The following is a 26562-nucleotide window of genomic DNA, read 5'->3' on the forward strand; positions in this document are numbered from 1 at the left end:
CGTTCCGAATGGACATAAAATAAGGAATTGATTGATAGAGTGCATCTATTTCGGGATTATGAGGGCAAATACGTCTGTATTCCACATTCTCATCTTTTCTCCGCGTTTTTCCAGAAAACCTGTTTTTTCGCCAAAGCCATAAAAATGATCTTCCGGCTCCATTTTCTTGCGGACCCGGACTTCTCCTCTTGAGGAAAACGACATTCCATCCTGCTGTTCGTCAGTAATGGCCTCCCCATCTTTATCGTACATGGTAATACGGCAGGGATATTTGGAAATAGAGAGCCGGATCTCCTTTGTTTTAACAGCCAGCACCTCTTCCATTTCCTGTACCGTTATCTTTTCAGGCTGCTGCTGCTTTACAACCGCTGCGGTGCTGGTATCTTCCGGCATTTTTTTAGGATCCATTTTCACTCTGGCAATACCTGGTGCAGGGAAACTAATCCTTACATACCCATACTCGCACGTCAGACTGACCGCTTCACTGCCTTCTGAAACGGCTGTGACGTTTCCAATATCCTGAAATGTAACTTCTTCTGCTGTCTGTTGATGATCCGGATGTATAGCAAAACTAGTGTCTTTCATAAATCCCCCTTATTCTTTCTGTACTGCTCTTCTCTTTTTTTACTCACGATGAATAGTATAGAAATAACCAGGCTTTTACGCAACCGTTTGCGTTCATTTCTTTTTAATTATTTCTTTCTTTTTTCTGTTTCTTCTATTATATAAATCATTGTTCAGATAAAATAATTGAATTAATTTTGGTATAGACATCTATACTATATGGTGATATATTTATGTAAGCGTTACCGAAATATTAGTCACTATATTTAAAATAATAATGCAGAAGATAATCTGACATTGGTATAGACATCTATACTTAATGGTGATAAATTTTGACTAGACTATTTTAGAAAAGGAGAAACGCTATGATCAATATCCAGTCTATTAAGACCGAAAGCAGAAATGTAAAAACATTGGATATAGATGAAAAATCAACGTATGAAATGATGTCCATTATTAACGAAGAAGATGCCATCGTTCCCCTGGCGGTTTCCAGGGCTCTTCCTGCTGTTGTACTGGCAGCTGAAAAAATTACAGAAGCTTTTCAAAAAGGGGGAAGACTTATTTACACGGGAGCAGGCACCAGCGGCAAATTAGGATTGCTCGATGCTTCTGAATGCCCGCCCACCTATGGAGTGGATCCATCGCAGGTAATTGCGCTTTTGGCAGGAGGAGATGAGGCATTAAAATCCACACGCGAAGATGCGGAAGATAATCTAGAAGCCGGACGCTCAGACATTCTTTCTGTAAAAGTAACAGAAAACGATGTTGTAGTCGGCATAGCCGCCAGCGGACGTACTCCCTATACGCTCGGAGCTATAGAAGCGGCGAACAGGCAGGGTGCCTTCACTATAGCTCTTGTCTGCTCCTCAGGCTCCCTTATGGCAGCTGAAGCTTCACATGCTATTGAGCTTATACTCGGCCCTGAAATCATCACCGGTTCCACCAGAATGAAAGCCGGCACCGCTCAAAAGCTCGTCCTCAATATGCTCTCTACTGTTTCCATGATAAAAATAGGCAAAGTGTACAGTAATCTGATGGTCGACGTGCAGCCAACAAATCTAAAGCTGCAAGAGCGTGCTCTCTCGATCGTTATGGAAGCATCGGGAGCAGACAGAAATGAGGCTGTCACCGCTATGCAGGAACAAAAAAAATAATACAAAAGCCGCTATTGTTCAATTAATTACAGGCGAAGGTGGTGACTACCCTGAACAATTATTAGATAAGCACAACGGCCATCTTCGTGAGGCAATTAAAAACCACTTACATTTCACTGAAAAATCTAATTAATTTAAGGAGGGTTTCATATGCTTGGTTTTTTTACAACAAATAGGAAAAGCTTTAATGCTTCCTATAGCAACACTGCCTGCTGCGCTTTACTTCTCCGCCTGGGAGCTGAAGACATTCTTGATATCCCATTTATGGCTGCCTCAGGCGCTGCACTATTCGATAACCTCCCGCTTATATTTGCTATTGGTGTTGCTATCGGCCTGGCAAAAGACAACCATGGCGCTGCCGGTTTAGCAGGTGCTATTGGTTATCTGGTCTTAACGAATGGAACCGCAGCAATTAACGAAGCGGTTGATATGTCTTTTTTAGGAGGTATTATCAGTGGTATTGTTGCCGGCTTAATGTACAACCGGTTTTACAATATTAAGCTTCCGATGTGGCTGGCCTTCTTCGGGGGGAGACGTTTCGTACCAATTGTTACAGCAGCATCAATGATTTTTTTAGCCTTTTTATTCGGCTATGCATGGCCGCCTGTACAGGCAGGTATAGATTCCCTGGGAACGATGATAATAGACGCCGGCATGATCGGTGTAGGAGCATATGGCTTTTTAAATCGACTTCTTATACCAATCGGCCTTCATCATGTTTTAAATAGCTTTTTCTGGTTTGAATTTGGATCGTTTGAAGGAGCTACCGGCGATTTAAATCGATTCTTCGCGGGTGACCCGACAGCTGGTATATTTATGACTGGATTTTTCCCAGTTATGATGTTTGGGCTGCCAGCCGCGTGCCTTGCTATGGTAGTTGCTGCCAAGCCGGAAAAAAGAACGCAGACGGCCGGTATGCTGGGCGGACTTGCATTAGCTTCGTTTCTTACTGGTATTACAGAACCGATTGAATTCACCTTTATGTTTCTTGCACCAGTCCTTTATGTAATTCATGCACTGCTGATGGCAGCTTCCATGATGGTTACTTACGCTGCAGGAACGCTGAGCGGATTTGGGTTCTCCGCTGGATTTCTGGATTACGTCCTCAGCTACGGGTTAGCTACCGAACCAATACGGCTGCTGCTTATAGGACTCGGTTTCGGCGCTGCCTACTTTGTTATCTTTTACTTCGCTATTGTTAAATTCAATCTACAGACTCCCGGCAGAGAGTCGGATGATACTGCCGTTGTTTCTGCAAAAGGGGATGATAAATATGACGTCCTTGCCAACGGTTATGTAGCTGCACTCGGTGGATATGAAAATATTAAAAATATAGATAACTGCGCGACCAGGCTGCGTTTACAAATTCATAATATGGATAAAATCGATGAACCTGAAATCAAACGCCAGGGTGCTAAAGGCGTAATGAAAATGGATAAAACAAACCTTCAGGTGATTGTAGGAACAGACGTAGAGTTCCTTGCGGATTCCATTAAAAATCAAGATCCCAATAAGAGCGCTTAAAACAGAGTCCTCTCTCTAAACGTATTGTTACTAAATTTCACCCATTTCTTCAGGAAAATAAGAAGGTAAACAAATCACCTCGTTTTCCCTTTCATAGGGATACGAGGTGATTTTAAATGAGCAGTTGTTTTCACTGGTGAATCCTGCATAAAAATCCTCCTCCATCGTTTCGAAACCATGGAGGAGGATTTTTATGCAGAAACGCTGGAAAATTTACTTTTGTTCATTTCTCGGCATTTGAATACTGAACTTATACCTATCGCCTCTGTAGGCCGACTTTACATATTCAAACGGAGTTTTATCCTGAAGATGAGTAATTCTTGAAATCAGTAGAACAGGATCGTTCAACTCTATCTCCAAAAGCTCAGCTTCCTTTTTCATAGCAAGAGCGGCTTCCAATGACTGTTCTCCGTATCCAATCGCCAGGCCTAGCTCTGCTTCTACATATTCATAGATAGAATTCTGAACGATGTTTTTGTTAAGCCGGGAATCAGTGCTTTTGAAATATACGTGGTTTCCATTGCCATCGGTGAATGGTCTGCCAGCCGGATCCGCTGTATTTCATAGACTGCTTCTCCGTCATTGAGCCCGAGTACTTAGCTGTTTTCCCTGCGGCTTCCTTAACATTAAAGCTGACCAGACGGCTGCTTGGTTTCAGTCCTCTCTCTTTCATATCTTCTGTAAACTTGTAAGTCCCTGCAGCGTCTGCGTGAATTTCTGCTCCGCAACAAAAGTTCCCCGCCCTTTTTCCCGGCGGAGAAGACCTTCGTTTACAAGCTCTGTGACCGCCTGTCTCACTGTCATTCTGCTTACTTCGTACTGCTCTGCAAAAATCCGTTCTGAAGGCAGGACATCGCCTGTCTGCCATTCCTTTTTGTCTATTTTTTTGCGGATCAGCTCCTGAATTTGATAGTAAATCGGGAGCGGAGACTGCTTATCAATCATATGGCGCCCTCCTGACATATTTTGATGCGGATGTGTGGTCTTTAGGAAAGGAGCGAGGCTGCTTCTTTATCTGCAATGATCGTTACATCAGGATGGCTGTGAAGAATAGACGCTGGAAAATCTTCCGACACCTCTTCGCTCATTAAACGTTTCAAAGCCTGCGCTTTTCTTTTTCCTGAAACAATCAGTATAATGCTCCGACTGTTCATAATCGTGCCGATTCCCATCGTGATTGCTTTTTCAGGGACATCCTCCATCTGCTTGAAATATTTTGCATTAGCGGCTCTCGTTTCTTTATTAAGTGTAACAACATGCGTCTTTGCATGAAAAGAGGTGCCGGGCTCATTAAAACCAATATGCCCGTTTTCACCAATTCCTAAAAGCTGAAGATCTACTCCGGAAGATTCCTGCACTAATGATTCGTAGCGTGCTGCCTCTTTTTCACCGTCGCCCGCTTCGCCGTTTGGAATATGGAACTGCGTCTTATTGAGCTGCAGGGGCTGCACAAATTTTTTCTCCATATATTTATAATAACTGTTTGGATGAGACGGAGAAAGTCCTGCATATTCATCAAGATTAAATGTCTGCAGGCGGGAAAGGTCAACTGGCTCCGCTTTCACCTTTCGAACAAGCGCCGCGTATGTTTCTTCAGGCGTGCCGCCGGTGGCCAGACCAAGCACGGCATCCGGTTTTTCTGCTACTTTCTCATAGAGCAGACGCGCTGCGGTTTCGCTCATTTCATTATAGTCACTTACTTTGATTAAGCGCATTGTTATTCTCCTCTCTGGAAAGCCAGATTTCCTCTGCACCATGTTTTATAAACAGTCCCTTCCTTATCCATTAACACAAAGTCGGCATCTTTACCTGCTTCGATACTTCCTTTTCGATCAATCACTCCAGCTAACGATGCCGGGTTCCATGAAGCCATCCATACCGCTTCCTGAAGGGAGCAGCCGCTGAAAGCTGTCATGTTTTTAACTGCTTCATTCATTGGCAGAACGCTTCCGGCGATCGTCCCATCTTCTAAATAAGGTTTATTTCCTTTGACTGTTACCTCCTGGCCCCCGAGATCGTATTTCCCGTCCGGAAGTCCTTTAGCACGCAGCGAATCGGTGATAAGCAGCGTAGCGGCTGCCCCTTTTAAACGATAGGCAAGATTCACCATATCCGGGTGAATATGCACTCCGTCTACGATCATTTCTATTGTCATCCCTGAGTTAAGAAGGGCTTCTGCTGCCAGTCCGGGTTCTCTATGATTCAGTCCGCTCATCCCGTTGTATAAATGCGTAGCATGGGAAATTCCCTGTTTCTGCGCGGTTCGGACCAGGTCTGCCTCTGCATTGGAATGAGCGGCCGATGCGGCTACCCCTGTTTCTTTTAAATAAGAGGTAAGCAGAAATTCCGGGTCCTGCTCCGGGGCGAGTGATACTATTTTTATTTTCCCGGATGCTGCTTTCTGCCACTCTTTGAAAAGAGAAACATCTGCCTGGCGGAGGTGTTCGACTGGCTGAGCCCCCGCTTTTTCTTTTGTGAAAAAAGGGCCTTCCACATGGGCTCCGAGGCATTCGGCTTCCGCCTGCTCTTTTGCTTTATAGCTGCCCACCTGTTCCAGCGCCTGCCTGATTTTATCGGGATGCTGGGTCATAGTCGTAGCTAAAAAGCTTGTCGTCCCTTCACTGGGAAGAAAAGAAGCCATCGTTTGAAGCGCTGTTTCTGTTCCATCCATCACGTCACTTCCGTTGGCTCCATGAATATGGACGTCTACAAAACCCGGTACGAGGAAAGTATTTTTATCTTTGGAAAAATCCAGGACTTTGTCCTTTTCCACCGTTATTTCATTTTTATATATTTCCCAATCCGCCATCGGGGCGGTTTTTACAATTTTATCCTGCTTTATATGAATAAATGACTCACTCAGCTCTTGATCCGGATTGACAATACGTACATTTTTTATAATCCAGTCTCTGCTCATTTCTCCACTCCTTCTTATCTGCTCATAGGTTAATTGTACAATTAAATGTTATAGTTGTCTATACCAATAAAGCAAAAAAGAACCACCAGATCCAGTTCAGTCTGGTGGTCAGTTCCATTTTGCTGTGACCCTACTGCGTTACTACTTCCCGAACGGTTTCTTTCAGCGTTTTTACTAGAAAATCAAAGTCTTCGCGGGTAAGACTAAGCGGGGGTGAAAGCGTAATATTATTAAAGCCGTTTACCGTATCGGCTGTTTTTCCAATAATTATGCCTTTGTCTTTGCAGCGTGCTACTATCTGCGCTACTTTCGCCTCTTCCCACGGCTGTTTGTTTTCTTTCGTTTCTACAAATTCAATTCCGGCAAGCAGCCCTCTTCCTCTGACATCTCCTACATGAGGAAGAGAAAGCAGTTCCTGAAGTGACTCCTGAAGTTCTCTGCCCAGCTCTTCTGAGCGTTCGCTGAGCTTCTCTTTTTCCATTATTTCCAGGTTAGCAAGCGCCGCCGCACATGATGCCGGGCTGCCACCAAACGTATTCACATGGCGGAAATGATCATGAGCTTCCGTTCCCTGAAACGATTCATAGATTTCCCGCTTCACGGCAGTGGCCGACAGCGGCAGGTAGCCGCTTGTAATGCCTTTCGCCATCGTTACAATATCCGGCTGCACATCGAAATGCTGAAAGCCAAAAGGTTTTCCGGTCCGGCCGAATCCGCAGATCACTTCATCTGATATTAACAGAGCCCCGTTCTTCCGGCATGCATCCTGCACCCGCTTCATATACGTATCTCCAGGTACAAGAACGCCTCCACCTGTAATAATCGGCTCCATAATAACCCCGGCGATCGTTTCACCAAGCTCCCAGTTCATAACGTTTTCCATGTCCTGTACGGCCTTTTCATTGCTCTGTGCTTCTGTTTCCATTCCTGAGCGGTAATGATCCGGCGGGGACACATGAACAAAACCGGGGAGTCCCGGGCCGTATTTATATTTGCGCTGGGCCTGGCCGGTGGCGGCAAGCGTCGCCATCGTGTTTCCATGATACGAGCGGTAGCGCGAGATGAACGTCTGGCGCGCCGCCTCCCCTTTTTGGTGAAAATACTGTCTTGCTATTTTAAAAGCCGTTTCGTTTGCTTCCGAGCCGCTGTTGGAGAAAAAGATAACATAGTCTCCCCCCAGCCACTCATTGAGCTTCTCTGCCAGCTGTATAGCCGGCTTATGGCTTTGTGTCAGAGGGTAAAAGGGCATTTCCAGCAGCTGCTCATATACGCTTTCCGCAATCTCCTTACGGCCGTAGCCTGCATTCACACACCAAAGGCCTGCCATCGCATCAAGATAGCGGTTTCCGTCTATATCTTCGAGCCACGCCCCTTCTGCTTTTGACGCGATAAAGGAGCGTTTTTTGCTGCCGGGACGCATGGCATGCCAGACCAGCTCCTCGTCTTTTTCATACCATTCGGCTGGACTGACTGCTTCTGCTGTAAATTTTTCATTCATGTTTGTTCCTCCCTTTCCATATTTCCTGATTTATCATATACGCCGGTTTTTGCCCTTTGAGTACCTGCAGGGCGTTATCCGCTGCCAGCAGGGACATGTTATTTTCATTTTCAGCTGTGGCCGACCCTAAATGAGGAAGCGTAATAACCTGCTCCATCGTCAAAAAAGGGTGATCCTGCTGTATCGGCTCCTGATGGAATACATCAAGCGCCGCTCCCCGGATTTCTCCATTCCTCAACGCATGAACCAGCGCTTCTTCATCTACCACCGCGCCTCTGGAGGCATTGATAAAAATGGAGTCCGCTTTCATTCTCCTGAATTCCTCCGTCCCCATTAATCCTTCCGTCTCCGGAGTCAACGGCGTCATAAGCACAACAAAATCGGACTGCTCCAGCAGGTCTGGCAGTTCTTGATAAACCGCCCCGTACTCGTTCTCTGCTTTTTCTTTTCTTGAGCGGGTGTGATACAGCACTTCCATATCAAATCCGAGGGCGGCACGCTTTGCTATCGCTTCCCCTATACGTCCCATGCCAATAATACCGATTTTCTTATGGTGGACATCCACACCAAATTTTTCATCCGGCATGACGCCATTCCACTTTTTTTCTTTTACGAACCGGTCCATTTCCGGAATTCTCCGCGCGGAGGCAAGCACCATTCCAAACACGGCATCTGCTACCGTATCATTAAGGACGCCCGGTGTATGACAGGCAGCTATCCCTCTTTCAGAAAGCGCTGTCACGTTAAGGTTATCGTACCCTACTGCTACATTGCTGACAACTTTCAGCTCCGGAGCGTGATCGAGCAGTTCTTCGTTCACTTCCAGTTCCACTCCGACAATAGCTTGGGCCTGCTGCAGTACTGCACGAAAGCGTTCATTTTCCAGGTTTTCCCCGTTCGCAAAGTAGACCGTTTCGTACTCACGGCTCAGCTTTTCCAGGGCTTCTTCACTAACTCTTCCATATGCTAAAATATACGGCTTCTCCATTTTATCCCACCTATGTATCTTTTCCTTAATTAACGTACCTCTTCTATACAAAGAACTTCCTTTCCTTCCTTGTTTAGAAAAAGAAATAAATTCTCTCTGAATATATTAATATTTTAGTACAAATACTTTAACATCCAATAAGTTGAATCAGCAGATACAGGCTGATCTCCAGACCTTTTCATTGTAAATCCATGTTCGCATCTTGACATGTTCTTCCATAGAGATTATGTTTATAGTAGTATTTTGTTATCGCTTACATGAATGACTATTCATTCATTATTTAAAAAAGGAGGATTCATTTATTGACTACACTTGTGGATTATTTAGAGGACGTAGCAAAGAACTCTGCTGAGTCTACTGCATACATATGGCAGGACCAGCCTTTTTCCTATTCCTCTCTTACTGAAGACATTAACCAGGCCGCCGGCACACTAGAATCTCTCGGTATTCAAAAAGGAGACCGCGTGGCTCTTCTGCTGGGCAATTCTCCTGAATTTGTGATCTCCTATTACAGTATTCTCCGTATCGGCGCTGCTGTTGTTCCAATGAATCCTATGTATACAGCGAGCGAGCTTGAATTTATTCTTTCGAACTCGGGAGCAAAGGCGATTGTCGGTATTGGGAAAATGAAAGACCCGCTCCTGCAGGCAAAGGATAAACTTTCCTCCCTGGACCACGTTATTTTGACTGGAGAAGGCTCTGATTCTTCTTCCAGCTATATTCCCTTTTCTTCCCTGCTCGATAATAACCAGGCTCCTCTGGGCTCCGTATCGCTTACAAAAGAGGATACGGCGGTTATTCTTTACACGTCAGGTACGACCGGCCGGCCAAAAGGAGCAATCTTAACGCATGAGAACGTGCTGTCCAATGCGCTCGCAACGGCAGAGGCTATGGAATATGAAGAAAAAGATGTATCCATGGCCGTACTTCCCATGTTTCACGTATTCTGTATGACCGTATCGATGAACGCTTCTCTTATCAAAGGTGTACCTATCGTTATTATGCCGGCCTTCAGCCCAAAAGAAACGGTAACGGCCATACAAAAGCATCAGGTAACCTTATTTGCAGGGTACCAACGATGTACAACTTTATTAATCAGATGCCTGATATTGGAAAAGAAGAGCTTTCCTCCATCCGCCTCTGTATTTCCGGCGGTGCTTCCATGCCCGTTGAACTTCTCAAACGTTTCCAGGAGCGATTTGATGTCCCTATTCTTGAAGGCTACGGCCTCTCGGAAAGTGCACCGGTCACCGCCTTTAATCCCCTGAATGGAGAAAGAAAAGCTGGTTCTGTCGGCGTTAACTTCCCCGGCATAGAAAATAAGGTCGTAGATCCGGAAGACAGAGAAGTTCCGTCAAATGAAGTAGGTGAGTTGATTGTGAAAGGCCCCAATGTGATGAAAGGCTATTTGAACCTTCCGGAAGAAACCAGTATGACCATCCGCGATGGCTGGCTTCATACCGGGGATCTCGCCCGCATGGATGAAGAAGGCTATATTTACATTGTAGACCGCAAAAAAGATTTAATTATTGTCGGCGGATACAACGTATATCCCCGCGAGGTAGAAGAAGTCATTTATCAGCATCCTGATGTCGTGGAGGCAGCCGTGCTTGGCGAACCCGATGAAGCCTACGGAGAAAAAATCAAAGCTTTTGTTGTTACAAAAAATAAAGAATTAACTACAGAAGATATGCATGGTTTCTGCAGTCAGCATCTGGCGAAGTTTAAGCTTCCTGCCGATATTGAATTTATTGAAGAACTTCCGAAAAAACGCTACCGGGAAAATTTTAAAAAGAGCTTTAAAAACAAGCTCTTAATTTCACCCAAAACCACTCTAAAAAAGGAGTGGTTTTTCTGCGTTAAAAAAGAATTTTTATATTTTTAAAATCCTTTGTATCTACTGTCGGAAGCGCTCTAGAAGAGTTATCTAAATTTCCTGAACTTTATTGAAATTCTTCTATTGACAGCGCTTGAAAAATGGTTTAATTTTCACTTATAAGCAATTTATTTTCCCGCTGTTTATACCGTTGTTTTAATTAACAAAATCGTATGTTTGCGAAGAAAACACAGCGGGAAAACTGTTTATAAGAAGATAAAAAGGAGGGTTATTAATTGACACTAATGTACACAAAAGCTAGAGAGCTTTACGGCAAAGACGCTGAGCAGCAGAACAAAACAAATCCTGTTGTAAAAGCTGTGAAAAAGCCGCTTTTCAAGAAAAGAAACAAAAAAACAAACGTATAATAATGACAATTAAATAATTTCCTTTCTTAAAGGAAGTTACCAGAATGCAGGGATCGGATACCTGCTCGGCTTACCCTGCTGCAAGCGTAGAATTCTTCGTTTGATGTATCCCTACCCTGCTATATATACATAGTTATTTATTAAAAAGCCTGACTTTTAGAAGCCAGACTCTTTTTTTTGCTTTTTTTGCCATTTATTTAATTTTCTATCGTTTATTTTTACAATTATTAAAAAATAAAGTTATATTTCAAATTGTTACTATTAATTATTAATACTTCTCTATTTCTGCCGATATATAGTTTAGACGCATTATATAGACCGGGGGATAAAGAAATGAAGATGGCAGCTAATTCACACCAGGTGCTGAATCAGCAATATGTTCTTGCTTCTTTGGAAAAATCTCTTGCTATGATTGAATTTGAGCCGGATGGCACGATTCTATGGGCTAATGATTTATTTGCCGGGGCTGTAGAATACCCTGCCGAAAAACTAAAAGGCATGCATCATCGAGCGCTGTGCCTCCCTGAGTTTGCGGGAAGCATTGATTACATGAATTTTTGGAAACGATTGCGTACAGGCGTGTCTTTTCAGGATAAAATTCAGCGTGTGACGAGCAGCGGCAGGATGATTACATTAGAAGCTACGTATATGCCTGTATTCGATAACAATAACAAAGTAAATGCCGTTATTAAAATTGCTACAGATATCACTTCCCGTGAAGCCGAAATGACGGAGATGTCTTCGCGTATACAGAACATGTCCGAAGATCTGCTAACCCGTGCTCTTGGAGGCGTCGAGAAAAGCAGAGAGCTGTCTGATAACGCCACTATTATATCTGAAGAAGCAGATAACAACCTCAGTATCCTGAAATCTCTGGAAGACCAGGCCGACTCCATAAAAGACATCGTTCAGACTATCAAGGAGATCGCTGCCCAGACTAACCTGCTCGCATTAAACGCTGCTATAGAAGCAGCCAGAGCCGGCGAACATGGCCGCGGCTTCACTGTGGTGGCAGATGAGGTACGAAAGCTCGCAAACCGGGCCCAGGAGTCTACAAAAGAAGTTAATATGCATGTGGAAGGCATAACCCGTGAAGTAGATAAAATAAGTAAAGGGACCGTTCGTTCCCAGCAGGGAGTAAAAAACAGCCGCCTGCAGATAAAGGAAGCCGCCGATAATTTTCACACAATCAGCCAGGCCGCCAAAGAGCTCGAGGAACAGTCCAACCTGTTTCGTGATTTAATATAATAAAAAAAGGCTGCGCCCTGTTATAGGGAACAGCCTTTTATGATTTAGTTTTCGCTGCTTTTTTCTGTCGCATGACCACCGAATCCGTGGCGCAGGGCTGCCACTACTTTACCGGTAAACGTGTCATCCTCCTGCGAACGATACCTCATCATTAGAGCCATCGTAATGACAGGCGCCGCCATTTCCATATCGAGTGCGGACTCTACGGTCCACTTGCCTTCTCCGGAAGAATGCATAACTCCTTTTATATCATCAAGCCTTGCATCTCCTTTGAATGCTTCTTCCATCAGCTCCATCAGCCAGCCGCGGATGACCGATCCATTATTCCAGACTTTCGCAACCCCTTCATAGTCATAATCAAATGGACTTTTTTCGAGAAGGTCAAATCCTTCGCCAATGGCTGCCATCATGCCGTATTCGATGCCATTATGCACCATTTTCAAGTAGTGGCCGCTTCCGCCTTCTCCTGAATAATGATAGCCGTCTGGAACGGATAAATCATCCAGTACCGGTTCAATGTGGTCAAAGGCGCTTTTGGCGCCTCCTACCATGAAGCAGGCACCATGCCTTGCGCCGGAAATGCCGCCGCTTGTTCCCATATCCATAAACCGGATGCCTTGTTCAGCAAATGTCTTATGACGCTCCAGCGATTCTTTATAATGGGAATTTCCGGCATCAATTAAAATATCATCTTTATCCAGATGCCCTGCTATTTCATTCAACACTTTTTCTGTCGGTTCGCCGGCGGGAACCATTACCCAGACAACGCGGGGTGTTTCCAGCTTCTGCGCCAGATCTTCCAGACTTTCAGCTGCCGTTCCTCCTTCATTTTCAAAGGAAGCCGTAAATTCTTTATTCACATCAAAGGCCACTACCTCGTGCTGCTTTTCCAGCATCTGTGCGCCTATGTTAAATCCCATTTTCCCTAAGCCAATCAATCCGATCTTCATGATCATTGTCCCCCTCTTGTTTTATACGAAAAAGCTGATGATAAATACAACTGTAAATCCGACAACGCCAATAATAGTTTCCATTACGGTCCATGATTGAAGCGTTTGTTTTTCCGTTAATCCGAAATAGCGGTTTACAAGCCAGAAACCAGAATCGTTCACGTGGGATACGACGGTCGCACCAGAAGCGATTGCAATAACCAAAAGGCCAAGCATAGGATCACTGACGTTATAGGTATCTAAAAGCGGTGCTACCAGTCCGGCTGCTGTTATCATGGAGACTGTGGCCGAACCCTGGGCAATTCTCACAATCGTTGCTGTGATAAAAGCAAACAACATCAGCGGCATCTGCGCATTCTGCATGGAATCAGCAAGTACATCTCCTATACCCGATTGAATCAGCATTTCACCAAATACACCGCCGGCACCTGTAACGAGAATAATAATTCCCGCCGGTTCAAGCGCTTTTTGTTGTAATCTGCTGGATCTCCTCTTTTTTATATCCGCGGCGAATACCAAAGATATAAAATGTCAGAAGAGCAGCCATCGTAAGCGCCACAAATGGATGGCCTATGAAAGTAAGTATTACCTGAAGTGTACTTCCATCTTCGAGTACAAGATCAGCGGAGGTATTAACCAGAATCAATACAAGCGGAAGCGTGATAATGGCTACTACGCTCCGAAAACTTGGAAGATCGCGGTCATAGTCCATTTCTTTCATTTGTTCCATCATGTACTCCGGTACACCCACCTGGATCTTGCCTGCAATGTATTTACCAAAAATCGGGCCGGCAATCGCCACTGCCGGGATACCGGCAATAACACCAAACAGAATAACCCATCCAAGGTCTGCTCCGAGTAAAGCTGCCACCGATATAGGACCCGGAGTCGGCGGAATAAAACTGTGGGTAACTGCAAGACCAGCCAGAAGCGGCATCCCAAAATAAAGCAGGGATTTGCCGGTGCGCTGGACTAAACTGTATAGAATCGGTACTAAAATAACAAGTGCAACGTCCAGAAAGACAGGTATCGATATAATAAAACCGGTCAAAGCAAGTGCCCATGGCACATTTTTCTCTCCAAATTTATCCATCAGCGTTAAAGCAAGTCGTTCAGCCCCGCCGGAAACACGGAGCATTTCCCCGAACATTGCTCCCAGGCCGATAATGACAGCGATAAAGCCGAGTGTGCCTCCCATTCCTGCTTCAATGGTTTCTATAATTTCTCCAGGCGGCATCCCAACAGCAAGTCCTACGATAAAACTAACAAGCAGTAATGCAATAAATGCCTGCAGCTTCGTTTTCATTACTAGAAATAAAAGCAGAACAACTGCTAATACCGCAACGATAACGAGCCACGGTGTTGATGTTGTCATAATATTTCCTCCTCATTATCTGCTGAAAGCCTTCTTTTTCCTTCGGCATGGGAACGCTGCACGTCGGATATTGCTTTAAATTCATCCTGCAGGTCTCTTGCCATTCGCAGAAAAATAGGCTTAATATCTCTATAAGCAGTCACATTTTCGTTAACCGGGTATTGCTTTTCATCAATTGAAATAGTCTGTTCAATACTATCCAGGCTGTCCACTATGCCAAGTGCATCCATCGCCATCCAGGCGGCCCCGTAGCAGGATCCCTGATGACTTTCCGGAATAACAATTTCTGTTTCGAACATATCTGCCATCATCTGTTTCCATGTCTGCGAGCGCGCAAATCCACCGCCCGCCCTGAACTGCACAGGCTCTACGCCGGCTTCCATTAAAGCAATAACAACAGAATACATCTGCATCATGACGCCTTCCATAACGCTTCGAAGCATATGCTCCCTGCCGTGATGAAGTGTCAGGCCGAAGAACATTCCCTTTGTATCAGAATTCCAAAAGGGAGCTCTTTCTCCTATTAAGTAGGGAAGAAAAATTAAACCGTCCGATGCGGGTGCTACAGAATCAATTATCTCGTTGAGAACGTCATAGGGATTTTTACCTTCCTGTTCTGCCAGCTTTTTTAAATCAGGAAATAATTTATCACGGGCCCACCGCAGCGCTATGCCTCCATTATTAATCGGCCCTCCTATGACCCATCTGCCTTCGGAAAGCGCATAACAGAAAATCCGCTGCTTAGGATCTACATAAGGCTTATCCACCACTGTTCTCACGGCTCCGCTCGTTCCAATAGAGCAGGCTACCACTCCCGGTGCAAGCGCGCCGGATCCAACGTTGGCGAGCACCCCATCGCTTGCTCCGATAACAAAAGGAGTTTCTCCCGACAGTCCCAGCTCCTGTTGAAGCTCCTCTTTCAGCCCTGTAAAAATGCTGCTTGTCTTTGTCGGAACAGATAATTGTTCTTTCGTTATACCTGCCGTACGAAGAGCTTCATCATCCCAGTCCAGGTTTTCAAGATGAAACAGCCCTGTAGCAGAAGCAACGGAATAATCGACGGCATACGTGCCAAACAACCGGTAAAACACGAATTCTTTTATGGAAATCCATTTCGCTGCCTGTTTAAAAAGAGCAGGTTCATTCTTCCGGTACCACATTAATTTGGTTAAAGGAGACATCGGATGAATGGGTGTTCCGGTCCGCATAAAAATGTCGTGGCCATTTCCTTCTTTTAGAGCTTCCGTTTCTTTAACTGAACGCTGGTCGGCCCAGGTAATAAGCCTGGTAAGAGGTTTTCCATTCTCGTCAACGGCCATGATATTATGCATAGCTGAGCTGAACCCCGCACCCGTTGCTTCCACCCCCTGCTCCTGCAGAACTTTCACAGTATCTCTTATTGTTTCTATAACAGCGGAGTATACTTCTTCCGGATTTTGTTCTTTTTCTGAAGGGATGGACGAATACAACGGATACTCTTTTTCTATTTCAGAAAAAATGCGGCCGTCCGTGCCATATGCAAGCGTCTTTGTGCTGGTTGTACCTATATCAATTCCAATAATCGCTTTCACTTTTTAATCCTCCCCGCAAAATTACAGCGTTTTCATTTTTGGCTGATAATGAAAATATTTTTCTTATTTTTTTATTATACAAGAAATAAAATTTTAAACAACCTGAAAATTTTTTTCTTTCAACTTCTCTTCTCTGTTTATTTGATTTACACTATCAGAAAGACACGTTTGGAAAGGAGCCCTTTATGGCCAGCGCATCCGTCCCGCACGTATTTCATCTTATTCACTCTTCATACAAACAAATGAGTGTAAAAGAAAAAATGATTGCTGACTATGTGTTAAAAAATCCTGAAAAAATTATTCATTCTACTATTAACCAACTGTCCGATAATCTTCAAATAGCAGATGCTACTGTTTTTCGTTTCTGTACGCATTTAGGGTTTAAGGGATACCAGGCAATGAAAATTTCGCTTGCCTCCGAACTCGTAACACCTATTGAAGATATTCATGAAGATATAAAGGAAGATGATTCAGAAACAACCATTATGAATAAAGTGTTCCAGTCCAACATGACCGCACTCGCTCATACACGAGATATACAAAAAGAAGAAACCCTCCAGGAAGCCTTAAATATATTACTTGAGGCAGGACAGGTGCATTTTTACGGCAGCGGCGGTTCAGGCGTCACCGCCCAGGACGGGCAGCATAAATTTATGCGTACCGGTCTTTCAAGCCTGGCTTATACCGATAATCACCTTCAGCTGATGGCCGCTTCCCAGCTTAAGCCAAAAGACGCCGCATTTTTCATTTCCCACACAGGTGCCAATAAGGATCTGCTGGAAGTGCTGGAAGTTGCAAAAAACAAAGGCGCCCGCACCATTGCCATTACAAACTATGCCAAATCCCCGCTTACAAAACAGGCCGACATTTCCCTTTATACGGTAGCACAGGAGACTGAATACCGCTCTGAAGCATTGGCTTCCAGAATTGCAGAACTGTCCCTGCTTGATACGCTGTATGTGAATTACTGTGTCAAAAGAAAACAGCAGACGCAGGAAGCATTATCTTTAATCCGGGATGCTATTTCCCGCAAGCGCTTGTAAATACAGAAGCCGGCCCGTCTTATAATAAGGGCCGGCTTTTTTTACCATTCTGCGATGCTGCCATCCTTATGGCGCCATACTGGATTTTTCCAATTGTGGCCTTTACGAGCCTGTTCTCTTACATACTCTTCGTTGATCTCAATTCCGAGACCTGGTCCGGCTGGTATTTTGACTGCCCCATCCTCATAGTCGAAGACGGTCTTATCCTTTATATAATCAAGCAGATCGCTGCCTTTATTGTAATGAATGCCCAGACTCTGTTCCTGAATAAAAGCATTGTGGGAAGTGGCATCCACCTGCAGGCACGAAGCAAGAGCTATAGGCCCCAGCGGACAATGGGGAGCAATCGCTGTATCGTACGCTTCTGCCATCGACGCTATTTTTTTCATTTCTGTAATTCCACCGGCATGGGAAACATCCGGCTGAATAATATCAACATATCCATCTTCCAGCAAAGGCTTGAAGTCCCAGCGGGAAAACATTCTTTCTCCTGTAGCTATCGGAATATGGGTGTGTCTGGCTATCTCCCGAAGTGCTTCATTGTTTTCAGGAAGTACTGGTTCTTCCAAAAACATCGGACGAAAAGGCTCCAGTTCCTTCGCAAGAATTTTAGCCATCGGACGATGCACACGGCCATGAAAATCAATTCCTATTCCCATATATTTTCCGCCATGTTCTCTTACTGCAGCTACTCTTTCTACCGCTTCGTCGATCTTCCGGTAGGAATCAATATATTGCAGCTCTTCTGTGCCATTCATTTTCACCGCAGCAAAACCGGAATCAGCCGCCTCTTTAGCAGCCGCTCCTACATCTGAAGGCCTGTCGCCTCCGATCCAGGAATACACTCCAATAGAGTTACGACAAGCTCCGCCCATTAATTCATACACCGGAGCATTATAATATTTCCCCTTAATATCCCACAGTGCCTGATCAATTCCAGCCAGCGCACTCATCAGAATAGGGCCGCCGCGGTAAAAGCCTGACCTGTACAGCATATTCCAGTGATCTTCGATTCTCCGGGCATCCAGTCCGATAAGCTGATCCATCATTTCTTCTACAGCAGCTTTAACGGTATGGGCCTTGCCTTCGATAACGGGCTCCCCCCAGCCTGTAATGCCATCTGCTGTTTCTATTTTCAGGAAAAGCCACCTCGGCGGTACCTGGAACAATTCATATCCTGTAATTTTCATTTTGATAATTCCTCCTTGTGTTCTGCTATGACGAGCGGACCTCTCCACGCTCCACGCTCTACTTGCTCAGATGATGCTTCTATTACTTCTATTTCCGGCAGCGTTCGTTTAATTAAAGATGCTGCAGCGTCTTTTAAAGGAAAGGACCCTCCTACCAGCACCCAGCCGCCGTGCTGATGGTTCATCTCCTTTAATGCGGTAATGTCCGAATGAAAAATAACGCCGGTTAAAAAATTAGCCCGTTCGTTCTCTTCTGTGTTGCCGGATAAATGCTGCAGGCGGATCTGAAACAGTGCCCTGTTTACTCCCATTGTTTCTGCTGCTGAAAATCCCTTCCACAATGCCCGCTCATCGAGTTCTGTTATCAGGCCTTCCGGAAGCGAGTCAGAAAGAATTGTCCGGCTCTGGACGGCCTTTAATAATTCCCCACTTAAGCTGGTAGAGCTCCAAAGCAGTTCTCCGCGGCCATCAGCTCTAATCCACTTTGTATGCGAACCAGGAAGCATTAGTATTCCATCTCCCGAAAGCTGCATTACATCAAGCAGGCCAAAGGCTTCCGTTTCTTCACCGCGCATCACATCGAGCACCTGTGGACGACCTTCTATCTCTTCTATACTTTTTAATCCCGGAATAAAATAACATGGAATATAAAACATTTCTTCCAGACAGCGCTTTTCCATAGCAGCGGCTAGTTTTGCAGAATCCGCCGGAGCTTTTTGATGTGCTACTTCATGCAGGCCTAAATTCGATGTAATCATACCGGATGCTAAAATATACTGAATGTCCTGTTTTTGAATGCTGTTATTTTTTAAAAGCTTTTCAATTCCCTGTTTGACTGCCTGCTTTAATTCCTCGTTTGAACCGCTCATGGCGGTGTTCCGAACCCCGGCTTCTACTTTTACGGAGCCTTCAACTGCCGAAGAAGATTGATTTATCAGCCTGATTCTGGAATTTGTGGTTCCTGAGTCAACAAGCATAATATATTTCATCTTTATTTCCTTTCTGCCGAACGCACTATGTCTGTAAATGCGGCTGCCTGCTTTTCTATCCGTTCAAACTCCTGATTTTTAATCCACTCCGGATTCACAAGTGAACTCCCAATACCAGCGGAATGCCAGCCTTTCTGCAGGTATTCCGGTACGTTTTCTTTTGAAATGCCTCCTACTGCCATTGCTTCTACAAACGGAAGCGGCCCCTTTACGTCTTTAAGGTATGAGCTTCCTAACGTGTGAGCAGGAAAAATTTTCACTACCTCAGCTCCTGCACGGTATGCGGCCAGAATTTCCGTTGGAGTCATCACTCCTGGAATGACGGGAACCCCATACTGATTTCCTGTTCTGATCACTTCTTCATCAAGGGTCGGAGTCAAAAGAAAGGAAGCTCCGGCTCTGATGGCGGCGGCGGCAGACTCTTTATCGAGAACGGTTCCAGCACCAAGAAACAGATCGTCATAAAGGCCTGCGTTTTCTTCTATAACGTTCAGGGCCCGGGGAGTGTTTAACGTCACTTCAATAAAATGAATTCCTCCCCTATAAAGACTTTCAATTGTTTTATCCAGATCTTTGCTTGAGTCTGTACGAATAATAGCTGTCAGTTTTTTTTTCTTTCAGCGTTTCGAGCACCTTATTTTTCATAGCTCCTCCTCGTTCCTTATTAAGGAACATTGTTCCTCATAATGGTAAAATAAAAATACATTCGCGTATTTTTATTATTATACTCAATTTGAAAGCGTAGTCAAGAAGTCAATTGACTGCCCATTGCTTTTGAGATATCCTGAGAGGCTGTTTTTATTTCTGAAATATACATCTCGAATTCCTTATTTTTTACCCTCATCATCGGGACTGCAATACTGATAGCCGCCTCCACTTCTCCCATTCGGTTAAATATAGGGGCCGCTGCGCATTTAATTCCTTCTTCATGTTCTTCATCGTCGAGTGCCCAGCCTTTTTTACGAATTTCAGCCAGGTGCAGAATCATCTTTTCTTTTGTAGTGATAGTATTTGCCGTAAACTTTTCCATTGGGTGTTTGTCGAGAATATCTTCTATCTGCTTCTCCGGATAAAAGGCAAGCATTGCCTTTCCTACTCCCGTACAGTGAACCGGAGCACGCTTTCCAATCTGTGAAAACATACGTATCACGGCTTCACTTTCTTTTTTATCTATATAAACCACTTCTCCTTCATCCATGGTAACTAAATGCACCGTTTCTTTTGTCTTTTTGGAGAGTGCTTCCAGTATTGGGGAAGCTGTGGCTCGTACGTCAAGCCGGGATGACATGGCCTCTCCTATTTCGAGGCATTTCAAGCCCAGTAAATACTTGTCCCCGTTTTCACTACGTATTTTTTCTTTTGTAAAGACATCAGCAGCCGGTGCACCGTGCTTTTAGCAACGTCCAGCCTATTAGCCAGCTCCGTTACTCCTAATCCTTCCGGATTGTTTTGAAGCAGATCCAAAATTACCAGCGCCCGGTCTACGGATTGAATAGAGGTGCCGGAAGACGGCCCTTTGTGATTGTTCATCAGTTTATTCCTCCTTATGGAGACGCTATTATATCACAACCCGGTTTCATTTCCTTCCAGGAAAGGAATAGATAAATATTAACCTATAAAGGGAGCGAAATATAATGGCAGATAAAAAAGGATTCAGCGACAAAGCCAAGAGTGCAGTCAATAAAGCCAAAGGCGAAGTAAAAGATCAAGTAGGAAATGCTAAAAACGATCCGGACATGCAGGCAGACGCGAAAAAAGATAAAACTAAAGGCAAGACTCAAGAAGGAATTGGGAATTTAAAAAAGAAAACTAATCATGAATAAAAGCCGGAAATCCTTCAGAGGATTTTCGGCTTTTACGTTATACCATACTGTTTCAGAATGTCTTTCACAGTCGATGCTGTTTGAATATCATTCAAATTAATATTTCTTTTCACGAAAGCAATCGACAGCTCCGGCGAAAGTCCCGTAATAATAAGCTTTGCTCCGAGCATTTTCAGAAGACGATTAAGGTTCAGCAGACCGTCTGCTACTATTTCATCATATGTTCCCAACCCTGATAGATCGAGTACCAGATAGGAATAATGCATGGAATAATACGTTTCTGATATATAGCTTCGGATCGTTTCAAAGCGTTCATACGAAAGGTCGCCGATAACAGGAAGCACAGAAAATTCCTCTGTTACGGGTACGATTGGAGTCGACAGCTGATAGACCTGCGCCTGGGTTTTTTCCAGATTTTCTTCATACTCTTTTTGTTTGGAGATATCTTTCTGTACGCCAAGAAAATAAAGCTTTCCTTCTCTGTACAATGGCTCTATGTATACTTCATTCCAAAAGACACTTCCGTCTTTATGACGGTTGAGTATTTCCACCGTAACCGGCTTTTTCTCTTTGATGCCGCGCCGCATTTCTTCAACAGCTTCCGCACTTCCGACACCACCCTGCAGAAAACGGCAGTTTCGTCCAAGCGTCTCACTGCTCGTATAGCCTGTAATTTTTGTAAATCCACTGTTTAAATAGATTATGGGATTGTCGGGGCGGGAAGGATCGGTAATCGTTACGCCAACCTGTGCTGAATCAATAGTCTGAACAACGAGCGAATCAGCGAACTCCTTTGAAATATAACTGTTTTCCATCGCAGCTTCCCTCTTTCTATCTACAAGCATTATTTCTTTATTATACTCTCTTCAATAATCTCCTGCTACTGTAAAATAACTGCTGTTTTATTGACCGTTTCTTTATGGTAGAGGTTTTCTGCCCTGTATATATAATCTTTTATTTATTATTGGACGGACAGGGCGCCTGTTTTTCCATAAAAGTATAAATACTTTCTGCATCTGCTTCTCCATCATACGACATTTCTCCATCCTGATCGGCAAAAAGAAAAAAAGCAGTATCACTTTCCATGCCGGCTGATTGGCTTAAAATTTCCACCGCTGCACCTCCTGCTTCTCCACATGCATTGGAATAAGTAAGCAGAGCATCATAGAATGGTTTTTCTTCTTTCATATTTTCTTCATTGGAAAACAGAAAAAAAGAAGGGCTCCCCGGAGCTTCGTCCAGGAGAGCTGCAGGCTCAGCCTTTGTGCCGCATCCGGCCAGGAGGGCTGAAATAGACAAAAGAAAAAATATGTATGCGCAGCGTTTCATTTCAGCCCTCTCCTTTCCGTTGCATCAGGCAGCCCTCCGGATAGAGAAAGGCAATTCATGCATAATGATATATACTAGTAATATTTTCCTTATTTCCGCTTTTTTTAAACATTTCTTTCCCAGTTTAAAGAATATAATTTTATAAAAACGACAAATATTGTTGTTTCCGCTGTCTTATAATGGGTATATAGAAGTATGAAGATACTTTTTAAGGCAAATAATAAGGGAGGTGCACACGATGGAATATGCTCTTTCAGAACAGCTGGTTTTCTGCTCCAAGCTTGATTGTTATGTGAAACAGGAATTATCCCAGATATACAACAAAGGGAAAATGGAATGTATGGTCACCTGCACCGGAATCAACGAAAGCTGCGCATCGTGCCCTATTTTAGCTTTTAATGATAGATACAGCAGTACACCGGAAAATAAGCTGGTACCCTCTACTTAAGAAGGGGCCGGCTTTTTTATTTAAGCTTTTCTGCTGCGGATAATAAAAGCAGCGGAGAGGCGCCAGACAGATCCAACGCTCCTGCAATGAAAGAACAGCCATTAGCAGCGAAAAACCGCTCAGGCTGCTTTTTGTGCCGCTGTGATTCATCTTTATGCGCTGCCAATGAAACATTTAGTGTAAAATGAGGACGGATGCCATAATAAAAGAGCACCCTCTCCAATCCTAAACATTATTTTATTTTTTCTCTCCTCTTTTCTTTCTACCTTTTACAAGTTTATATACATATGCTATAAAACGTCTTTATGAAACGATAATAATAAAATTCCGCTTAATAACTATTTACAAACAGCGGTCGAATTACTGATATAAAGAAATAAGAACTACGAAAAAAGAGGCTGATACAATGAAATGGATTCCTATTGTTTATATGGCGGCGGGTTTCCTTGCTTTATCCGTAGTAATGGGGATAGGGCGGTTTGCTTTCACGCCGCTCCTTCCTCCAATGGAAAGCCGGGGCCTGGCTCCTTTTTCCGCGGGGCTTCTGGCCTCCGCCAACTATACAGGTTATTTTATCGGAGCCATGTGGGCGCGGCGGCTTGAACCCGGCAGAAGTATTATTTATTCCGGTCTGACTGTAAGTGTCCTTACTACAGCTGCAATGGGGCTCAGCGGTTCTCTGCTTCCCTGGCTGGTTTGGCGGCTGCTGTCAGGTATTGCAAGCGGCCTTGTATTTGTACTCACTGCCGCGTTTGTTCTAAATAAATTAAAAGCGTACGACCGCCTGCCTGTATCCGGCGTGCTCTATGGCGGCGTAGGCGGCGGCATTCTGCTGTCCGGACTGCTTACTCCTGCTTTAGTCGAAAGAACCGGAATGGAGGGAGCCTGGCTCGGTTTTGGAGCTGTCAGCCTGCTTCTTTCCATTTTCATCTGGCTGGGCTTTCAATTAAAGCTGCCTGAGCTTCCGAGCCGGAACCTTTCGGAAGATAAAGTATCCTTTTCGTCCAACAGTGCCCCCGACCCAAAAGCCGTGCAGGCTCTTTACCTGATTTACGCCTGTGCAGGCTTTGGGTATATTATATTCGGCACGTTTGTTATATCACTTTTAGCCTCCAAAGGAGAGCTGGGTCTGTCTCCTTCTTATATTTGGGCGGTAGTAGGAGCAGCAGTCATTCCCTCCTGTTTATTCTGGGCCTGGCTGCAAAAACGGATCGGGCTTCTTTCATCGTTAAAAAGTGCCTATATTCTTCAGACAGCAGCGGTGCTTCTGCCGCTCATTTCTCCGACTACGGGATTTGCAGTAGCTTCCGCCATCGGCTATGGAGGCTCTTTCATGGGAATTGTTGCCTTAACGATGATGCTTGCCAGACAGCTCCAGCCTCTGAAACCACAGCTTATTATGGGGGGTCTTACAGCAAGTTACGGCATCGGCCAGCTCCTCGGCCCCCTTGCTGCAGCGGCAGTGACAACCGGCAGCGAATACACAGGTGGTTTTATTCTATCAGCAGCAGTTCTGCTGCTCGGTATTGTGTTGTTGTTTCTAAAAAGCCATGTGATTGAAAAATCTATTGTCTCTTATTCCTGAGAGCTCTTTCCCTGAGTGGTTTTTTAAGAGTATACTTGCTATAATGCACACCATATGATTGTATTTACACACAAGGAGAGCGATACGGTATGTCTTTATCATTAGCCATTCACGAGAGAGAAGAAAAAAAGTCAAAGCCGGATTATGATAATCTCCGATTTGGCGCAGAATTTACCGACCATATGTTTATGATGGACTACAGCACGGAGGACGGCTGGCACGAGCCCAGAATCATTCCCTACCAGCCTTTAACAATGGATCCATCCAGTCTTGTGTTTCATTATGGACAGGCGGTGTTTGAAGGGTTAAAAGCCTATCATTTTCAGGACAAGCTGCTTTTATTCCGGCCGGAGAAAAATTTCAAACGGCTGAATGAATCGAACCGGCGTATGAACATTCCGGAAATTGATGAAAATTTCATGGTGGATGCTTTAAAAGAGCTGGTTAAATTGGAGAAAGACTGGATTCCTACAAAAGAGGGACAGTCGCTTTATATTCGTCCTTTTATCATTGCCACAGAAGCCAGTCTCAGCGTAAAGCCGTCCTCGCGCTATAAATTAATTATTATCTTATCTCCGGTTGGAGCTTATTATTCCAACTCCGAGCAGATGAGTCCCGTGAGTATTTTTGTAGAAGATGATTATGTCCGCTCGGTTAAAGGCGGCGTTGGCTTCACAAAAACGGCAGGCAACTATGCCGCAAGCCTCAAAGCCCAGAAAAAGGCGGAAGAACTGGGATATGACCAGGTGCTCTGGCTTGATGCTATCGAGAAGAAATATATAGAAGAAGTAGGAAGCATGAACATTTTCTTTAAAATTAATGGAGAGGTTATTACCCCTGCATTAAACGGCAGTATTCTGGAAGGTATTACCCGTAATTCCGTGATCGAGCTGCTTAAAAGCTGGGACATTCCAGTGACTGAGCGTTTGATCTCTATCGAGGAAGTCGAAGCCGCTCATGAAAATGGGACACTTGAAGAAGTATTCGGCACCGGGACTGCCGCCGTCATTTCACCGGTAGGCACTCTTAAATGGAAAGGCACAGATCTTTCCATCAATAACGGCGAAACCGGAAAACTATCCCTGGACTTATATGAAACAATTGCCGGTATCCAAACCGGAATGATGGAAGATAAAATGGGCTGGACCGTTACCGTTCAGGCTTAAATAAGAATTCAAAAAACAGAGAGAGCCTCATGGCTCTCTCTGTTTTTAGATTAATATGAGAATTAACACTCCTGCCAGTAATAACCGGTAAATGGCAAAAGGAACGAGCTTTACTTTGTCGATCAGCCTTAAAAAAAAGCGGATGGACAGCAGCGCAAACAAAAACGCACTGATAAAGCCGACCCCCATAAAAGGAAGGGCATCCAGCGTAAAATACTGCCAGTTCTTAATAAGAGAAAGGCTCCCTGCCCCAAGCATGATCGGAACGGCCATGATAAACGTAAAATCAGCTGCCGTTCTATGTGTCATTCCAAGAAGCACGCCTCCTGATATCGTAGCGCCTGACCTTGAAAAACCGGGCCACAGGGCCAGGCACTGTACCGCTCCTACAAGTAAAGCCTGTTTCCAGGAAATCTGATCCACTGAGGCAGTCAGTCCCGATGACGGCCTGAATTTATCTGCAGCAATCATAAGAAATGCTCCAGCAATTAAACCTGCGATAACGGTGTTAATGGAAAATAAGTACGTATCAATATAATCTTCAAATAAAAAACCGAGTACAGCTGCAGGCAGCAGTCCAATAATAATGGTGGAAAGCTTCAGGCGCTGCCGGGGATTAGAAGTCACCGCTTTTTTATCTATATACAGCATTTCTTTAAAGCGGTCTTTAAATACGATGACGACAGCCATGATAGAGCCAAGCTGAATCACTACTTTGAATGTGTTTGCCACTTCCTGTGTAAAAAGTTCTGCTGATTGAAATAATAACATATCATCAATAATCATATGGCCTGTAGAAGAGATTGGCGCAAATTCCGTCAATCCTTCTACCATTCCAAGGATAAAAGCAACAAACCATTCCCACATATTCACGCTGTGCCACCCTGCTTTTCTAATGGAATATAAACAATACCTGCTTATATAATGTATAGACACAGCCTGTAATAAACAAG

Annotated in this window: 23 protein-coding genes and 4 pseudogenes; 10 read left to right on the top strand and 17 right to left on the bottom strand. The window is 44.4% G+C overall.

Annotated features, from left to right (window positions below):
* Window positions 1-45: 45 nt before the first annotated feature.
* The gene (locus MMY81_RS08915; protein ID WP_252312566.1) at window positions 46-585 is read right to left on the bottom strand and encodes an alpha-glucosidase domain-containing protein; all 540 of its coding nucleotides are present in this window, start codon (window positions 583-585) and stop codon (window positions 46-48) included.
* A gap of 344 nt (window positions 586-929) precedes the next feature.
* Between MMY81_RS08915 and murQ the strand changes: the two genes are divergently transcribed.
* Window positions 930-1721: an N-acetylmuramic acid 6-phosphate etherase gene (gene murQ / locus MMY81_RS08920; RefSeq protein WP_252312567.1), complete on the top strand. Its 792-nt coding sequence runs from the start codon at window positions 930-932 to the stop codon at window positions 1719-1721.
* 187 nt (window positions 1722-1908) lie between these two features.
* Window positions 1909-3245 (top strand): annotated as a pseudogene (nagE, locus tag MMY81_RS08925) (N-acetylglucosamine-specific PTS transporter subunit IIBC).
* A 213-nt stretch (window positions 3246-3458) separates the two neighbouring features.
* Here the strand turns inward: nagE and MMY81_RS08930 are convergent.
* From MMY81_RS08930 to MMY81_RS08950, 5 genes and pseudogenes are all read right to left on the bottom strand, one after another.
* Window positions 3459-4190, bottom strand: a pseudogene (locus MMY81_RS08930) (GntR family transcriptional regulator).
* 41 nt (window positions 4191-4231) lie between these two features.
* Window positions 4232-4960 carry a glucosamine-6-phosphate deaminase gene (nagB, locus tag MMY81_RS08935; protein WP_252312568.1) on the bottom strand — a complete coding sequence of 243 codons (729 nt, stop codon included), beginning with the start codon at window positions 4958-4960 and terminating at the stop codon, window positions 4232-4234.
* A 2-nt stretch (window positions 4961-4962) separates the two neighbouring features.
* Window positions 4963-6162: an N-acetylglucosamine-6-phosphate deacetylase gene (gene nagA, locus MMY81_RS08940; protein WP_252312569.1), complete on the bottom strand. Its 1200-nt coding sequence runs from the start codon at window positions 6160-6162 to the stop codon at window positions 4963-4965.
* A gap of 130 nt (window positions 6163-6292) precedes the next feature.
* Window positions 6293-7660, bottom strand: a complete 1368-nt coding sequence (locus tag MMY81_RS08945) for an aspartate aminotransferase family protein (protein WP_252312570.1) — start codon at window positions 7658-7660, stop codon at window positions 6293-6295.
* The gene (locus MMY81_RS08950; protein ID WP_252312571.1) at window positions 7653-8648 is read right to left on the bottom strand and encodes a 2-hydroxyacid dehydrogenase; all 996 of its coding nucleotides are present in this window, start codon (window positions 8646-8648) and stop codon (window positions 7653-7655) included. Before MMY81_RS08950 ends, MMY81_RS08945 begins: the two co-directional genes overlap by 8 nt.
* Before the next feature lie 302 nt (window positions 8649-8950).
* Here MMY81_RS08950 and MMY81_RS08955 point away from each other — a divergent pair.
* From MMY81_RS08955 to MMY81_RS33580, 3 genes and pseudogenes are all read left to right on the top strand, one after another.
* Window positions 8951-10465: pseudogene (locus tag MMY81_RS08955) on the top strand (long-chain-fatty-acid--CoA ligase).
* Window positions 10466-10760: 295 nt separating this feature from the next.
* On the top strand, window positions 10761-10892 hold the full coding sequence (locus MMY81_RS33310; protein ID WP_256497875.1) for a hypothetical protein: 132 nt from the start codon (window positions 10761-10763) through the stop codon (window positions 10890-10892).
* Window positions 10893-11225: 333 nt separating this feature from the next.
* Complete coding sequence (locus tag MMY81_RS33580) at window positions 11226-12140, top strand: methyl-accepting chemotaxis protein (protein ID WP_274622833.1); 915 nt, start codon at window positions 11226-11228, stop codon at window positions 12138-12140.
* Window positions 12141-12184: 44 nt separating this feature from the next.
* Here MMY81_RS33580 and gnd read toward each other — a convergent pair whose 3' ends face one another.
* The 3 genes and pseudogenes from gnd to MMY81_RS08985 all read right to left on the bottom strand — a co-directional run bounded on the left by gnd (window position 12185) and on the right by MMY81_RS08985 (window position 16027).
* A complete protein-coding gene (gene gnd / locus MMY81_RS08975; protein ID WP_252312572.1) occupies window positions 12185-13090 on the bottom strand; it encodes a phosphogluconate dehydrogenase (NAD(+)-dependent, decarboxylating) in 906 nt (301 codons plus the stop codon).
* A gap of 21 nt (window positions 13091-13111) precedes the next feature.
* Window positions 13112-14465, bottom strand: a pseudogene (locus MMY81_RS08980) (GntP family permease).
* Entirely contained in the window at window positions 14462-16027 is a 1566-nt protein-coding gene (locus tag MMY81_RS08985) for a gluconokinase (RefSeq protein WP_252312731.1), read from the bottom strand. The pseudogene MMY81_RS08980 and the gene MMY81_RS08985 overlap by 4 nt, the downstream one beginning before the upstream one ends.
* A 194-nt stretch (window positions 16028-16221) precedes the next feature.
* Between MMY81_RS08985 and MMY81_RS08990 the strand changes: the two genes are divergently transcribed.
* Complete coding sequence (locus MMY81_RS08990; RefSeq protein ID WP_252312573.1) at window positions 16222-17079, top strand: MurR/RpiR family transcriptional regulator; 858 nt, start codon at window positions 16222-16224, stop codon at window positions 17077-17079.
* Between the two features lie 41 nt (window positions 17080-17120).
* Here MMY81_RS08990 and dgoD read toward each other — a convergent pair whose 3' ends face one another.
* The 5 genes from dgoD to MMY81_RS09015 form a co-directional block, all read right to left on the bottom strand.
* Window positions 17121-18269 (bottom strand): galactonate dehydratase, encoded by a 1149-nt coding sequence (dgoD, locus tag MMY81_RS08995; RefSeq protein ID WP_252312574.1) that lies wholly within the window; start codon window positions 18267-18269, stop codon window positions 17121-17123.
* A complete protein-coding gene (locus MMY81_RS09000; protein WP_252312575.1) occupies window positions 18266-19258 on the bottom strand; it encodes a 2-dehydro-3-deoxygalactonokinase in 993 nt (330 codons plus the stop codon). The genes dgoD and MMY81_RS09000 overlap by 4 nt, the downstream gene beginning before the upstream one ends.
* A 2-nt stretch (window positions 19259-19260) precedes the next feature.
* Window positions 19261-19863: a bifunctional 4-hydroxy-2-oxoglutarate aldolase/2-dehydro-3-deoxy-phosphogluconate aldolase gene (locus MMY81_RS09005; protein ID WP_252312732.1), complete on the bottom strand. Its 603-nt coding sequence runs from the start codon at window positions 19861-19863 to the stop codon at window positions 19261-19263.
* Window positions 19864-20003: 140 nt separating this feature from the next.
* Window positions 20004-20546 carry an IclR family transcriptional regulator gene (locus tag MMY81_RS09010; protein ID WP_252312576.1) on the bottom strand — a complete coding sequence of 181 codons (543 nt, stop codon included), beginning with the start codon at window positions 20544-20546 and terminating at the stop codon, window positions 20004-20006.
* A 23-nt stretch (window positions 20547-20569) separates the two neighbouring features.
* Window positions 20570-20788: a helix-turn-helix domain-containing protein gene (locus tag MMY81_RS09015; RefSeq protein WP_252312577.1), complete on the bottom strand. Its 219-nt coding sequence runs from the start codon at window positions 20786-20788 to the stop codon at window positions 20570-20572.
* A gap of 104 nt (window positions 20789-20892) precedes the next feature.
* On the opposite strand from MMY81_RS09015, the gene MMY81_RS09020 reads away from it, so the two are divergent.
* Complete coding sequence (locus MMY81_RS09020) at window positions 20893-21081, top strand: CsbD family protein (RefSeq protein WP_252312578.1); 189 nt, start codon at window positions 20893-20895, stop codon at window positions 21079-21081.
* 32 nt (window positions 21082-21113) lie between these two features.
* Here MMY81_RS09020 and ytvA read toward each other — a convergent pair whose 3' ends face one another.
* Complete coding sequence (gene ytvA, locus MMY81_RS09025; RefSeq protein ID WP_252312579.1) at window positions 21114-21896, bottom strand: YtvA family blue-light photoreceptor; 783 nt, start codon at window positions 21894-21896, stop codon at window positions 21114-21116.
* 139 nt (window positions 21897-22035) lie between these two features.
* Window positions 22036-22410: a hypothetical protein gene (locus MMY81_RS09030; protein ID WP_252312580.1), complete on the bottom strand. Its 375-nt coding sequence runs from the start codon at window positions 22408-22410 to the stop codon at window positions 22036-22038.
* A gap of 238 nt (window positions 22411-22648) precedes the next feature.
* Between MMY81_RS09030 and MMY81_RS09035 the strand changes: the two genes are divergently transcribed.
* From MMY81_RS09035 to MMY81_RS09045, 3 genes are all read left to right on the top strand, one after another.
* Window positions 22649-22858: a hypothetical protein gene (locus MMY81_RS09035; RefSeq protein WP_252312581.1), complete on the top strand. Its 210-nt coding sequence runs from the start codon at window positions 22649-22651 to the stop codon at window positions 22856-22858.
* A gap of 406 nt (window positions 22859-23264) precedes the next feature.
* Window positions 23265-24443: a YbfB/YjiJ family MFS transporter gene (locus tag MMY81_RS09040; protein ID WP_252312582.1), complete on the top strand. Its 1179-nt coding sequence runs from the start codon at window positions 23265-23267 to the stop codon at window positions 24441-24443.
* An 89-nt stretch (window positions 24444-24532) separates the two neighbouring features.
* Entirely contained in the window at window positions 24533-25609 is a 1077-nt protein-coding gene (locus MMY81_RS09045; protein WP_120191520.1) for a branched-chain amino acid aminotransferase, read from the top strand.
* A 45-nt stretch (window positions 25610-25654) separates the two neighbouring features.
* Here MMY81_RS09045 and MMY81_RS09050 read toward each other — a convergent pair whose 3' ends face one another.
* A complete protein-coding gene (locus tag MMY81_RS09050; protein ID WP_252312733.1) occupies window positions 25655-26476 on the bottom strand; it encodes an undecaprenyl-diphosphate phosphatase in 822 nt (273 codons plus the stop codon).
* Window positions 26477-26562 lie beyond the last annotated feature (86 nt).

This window comes from Sinobaca sp. H24 (genome assembly GCF_023845525.1).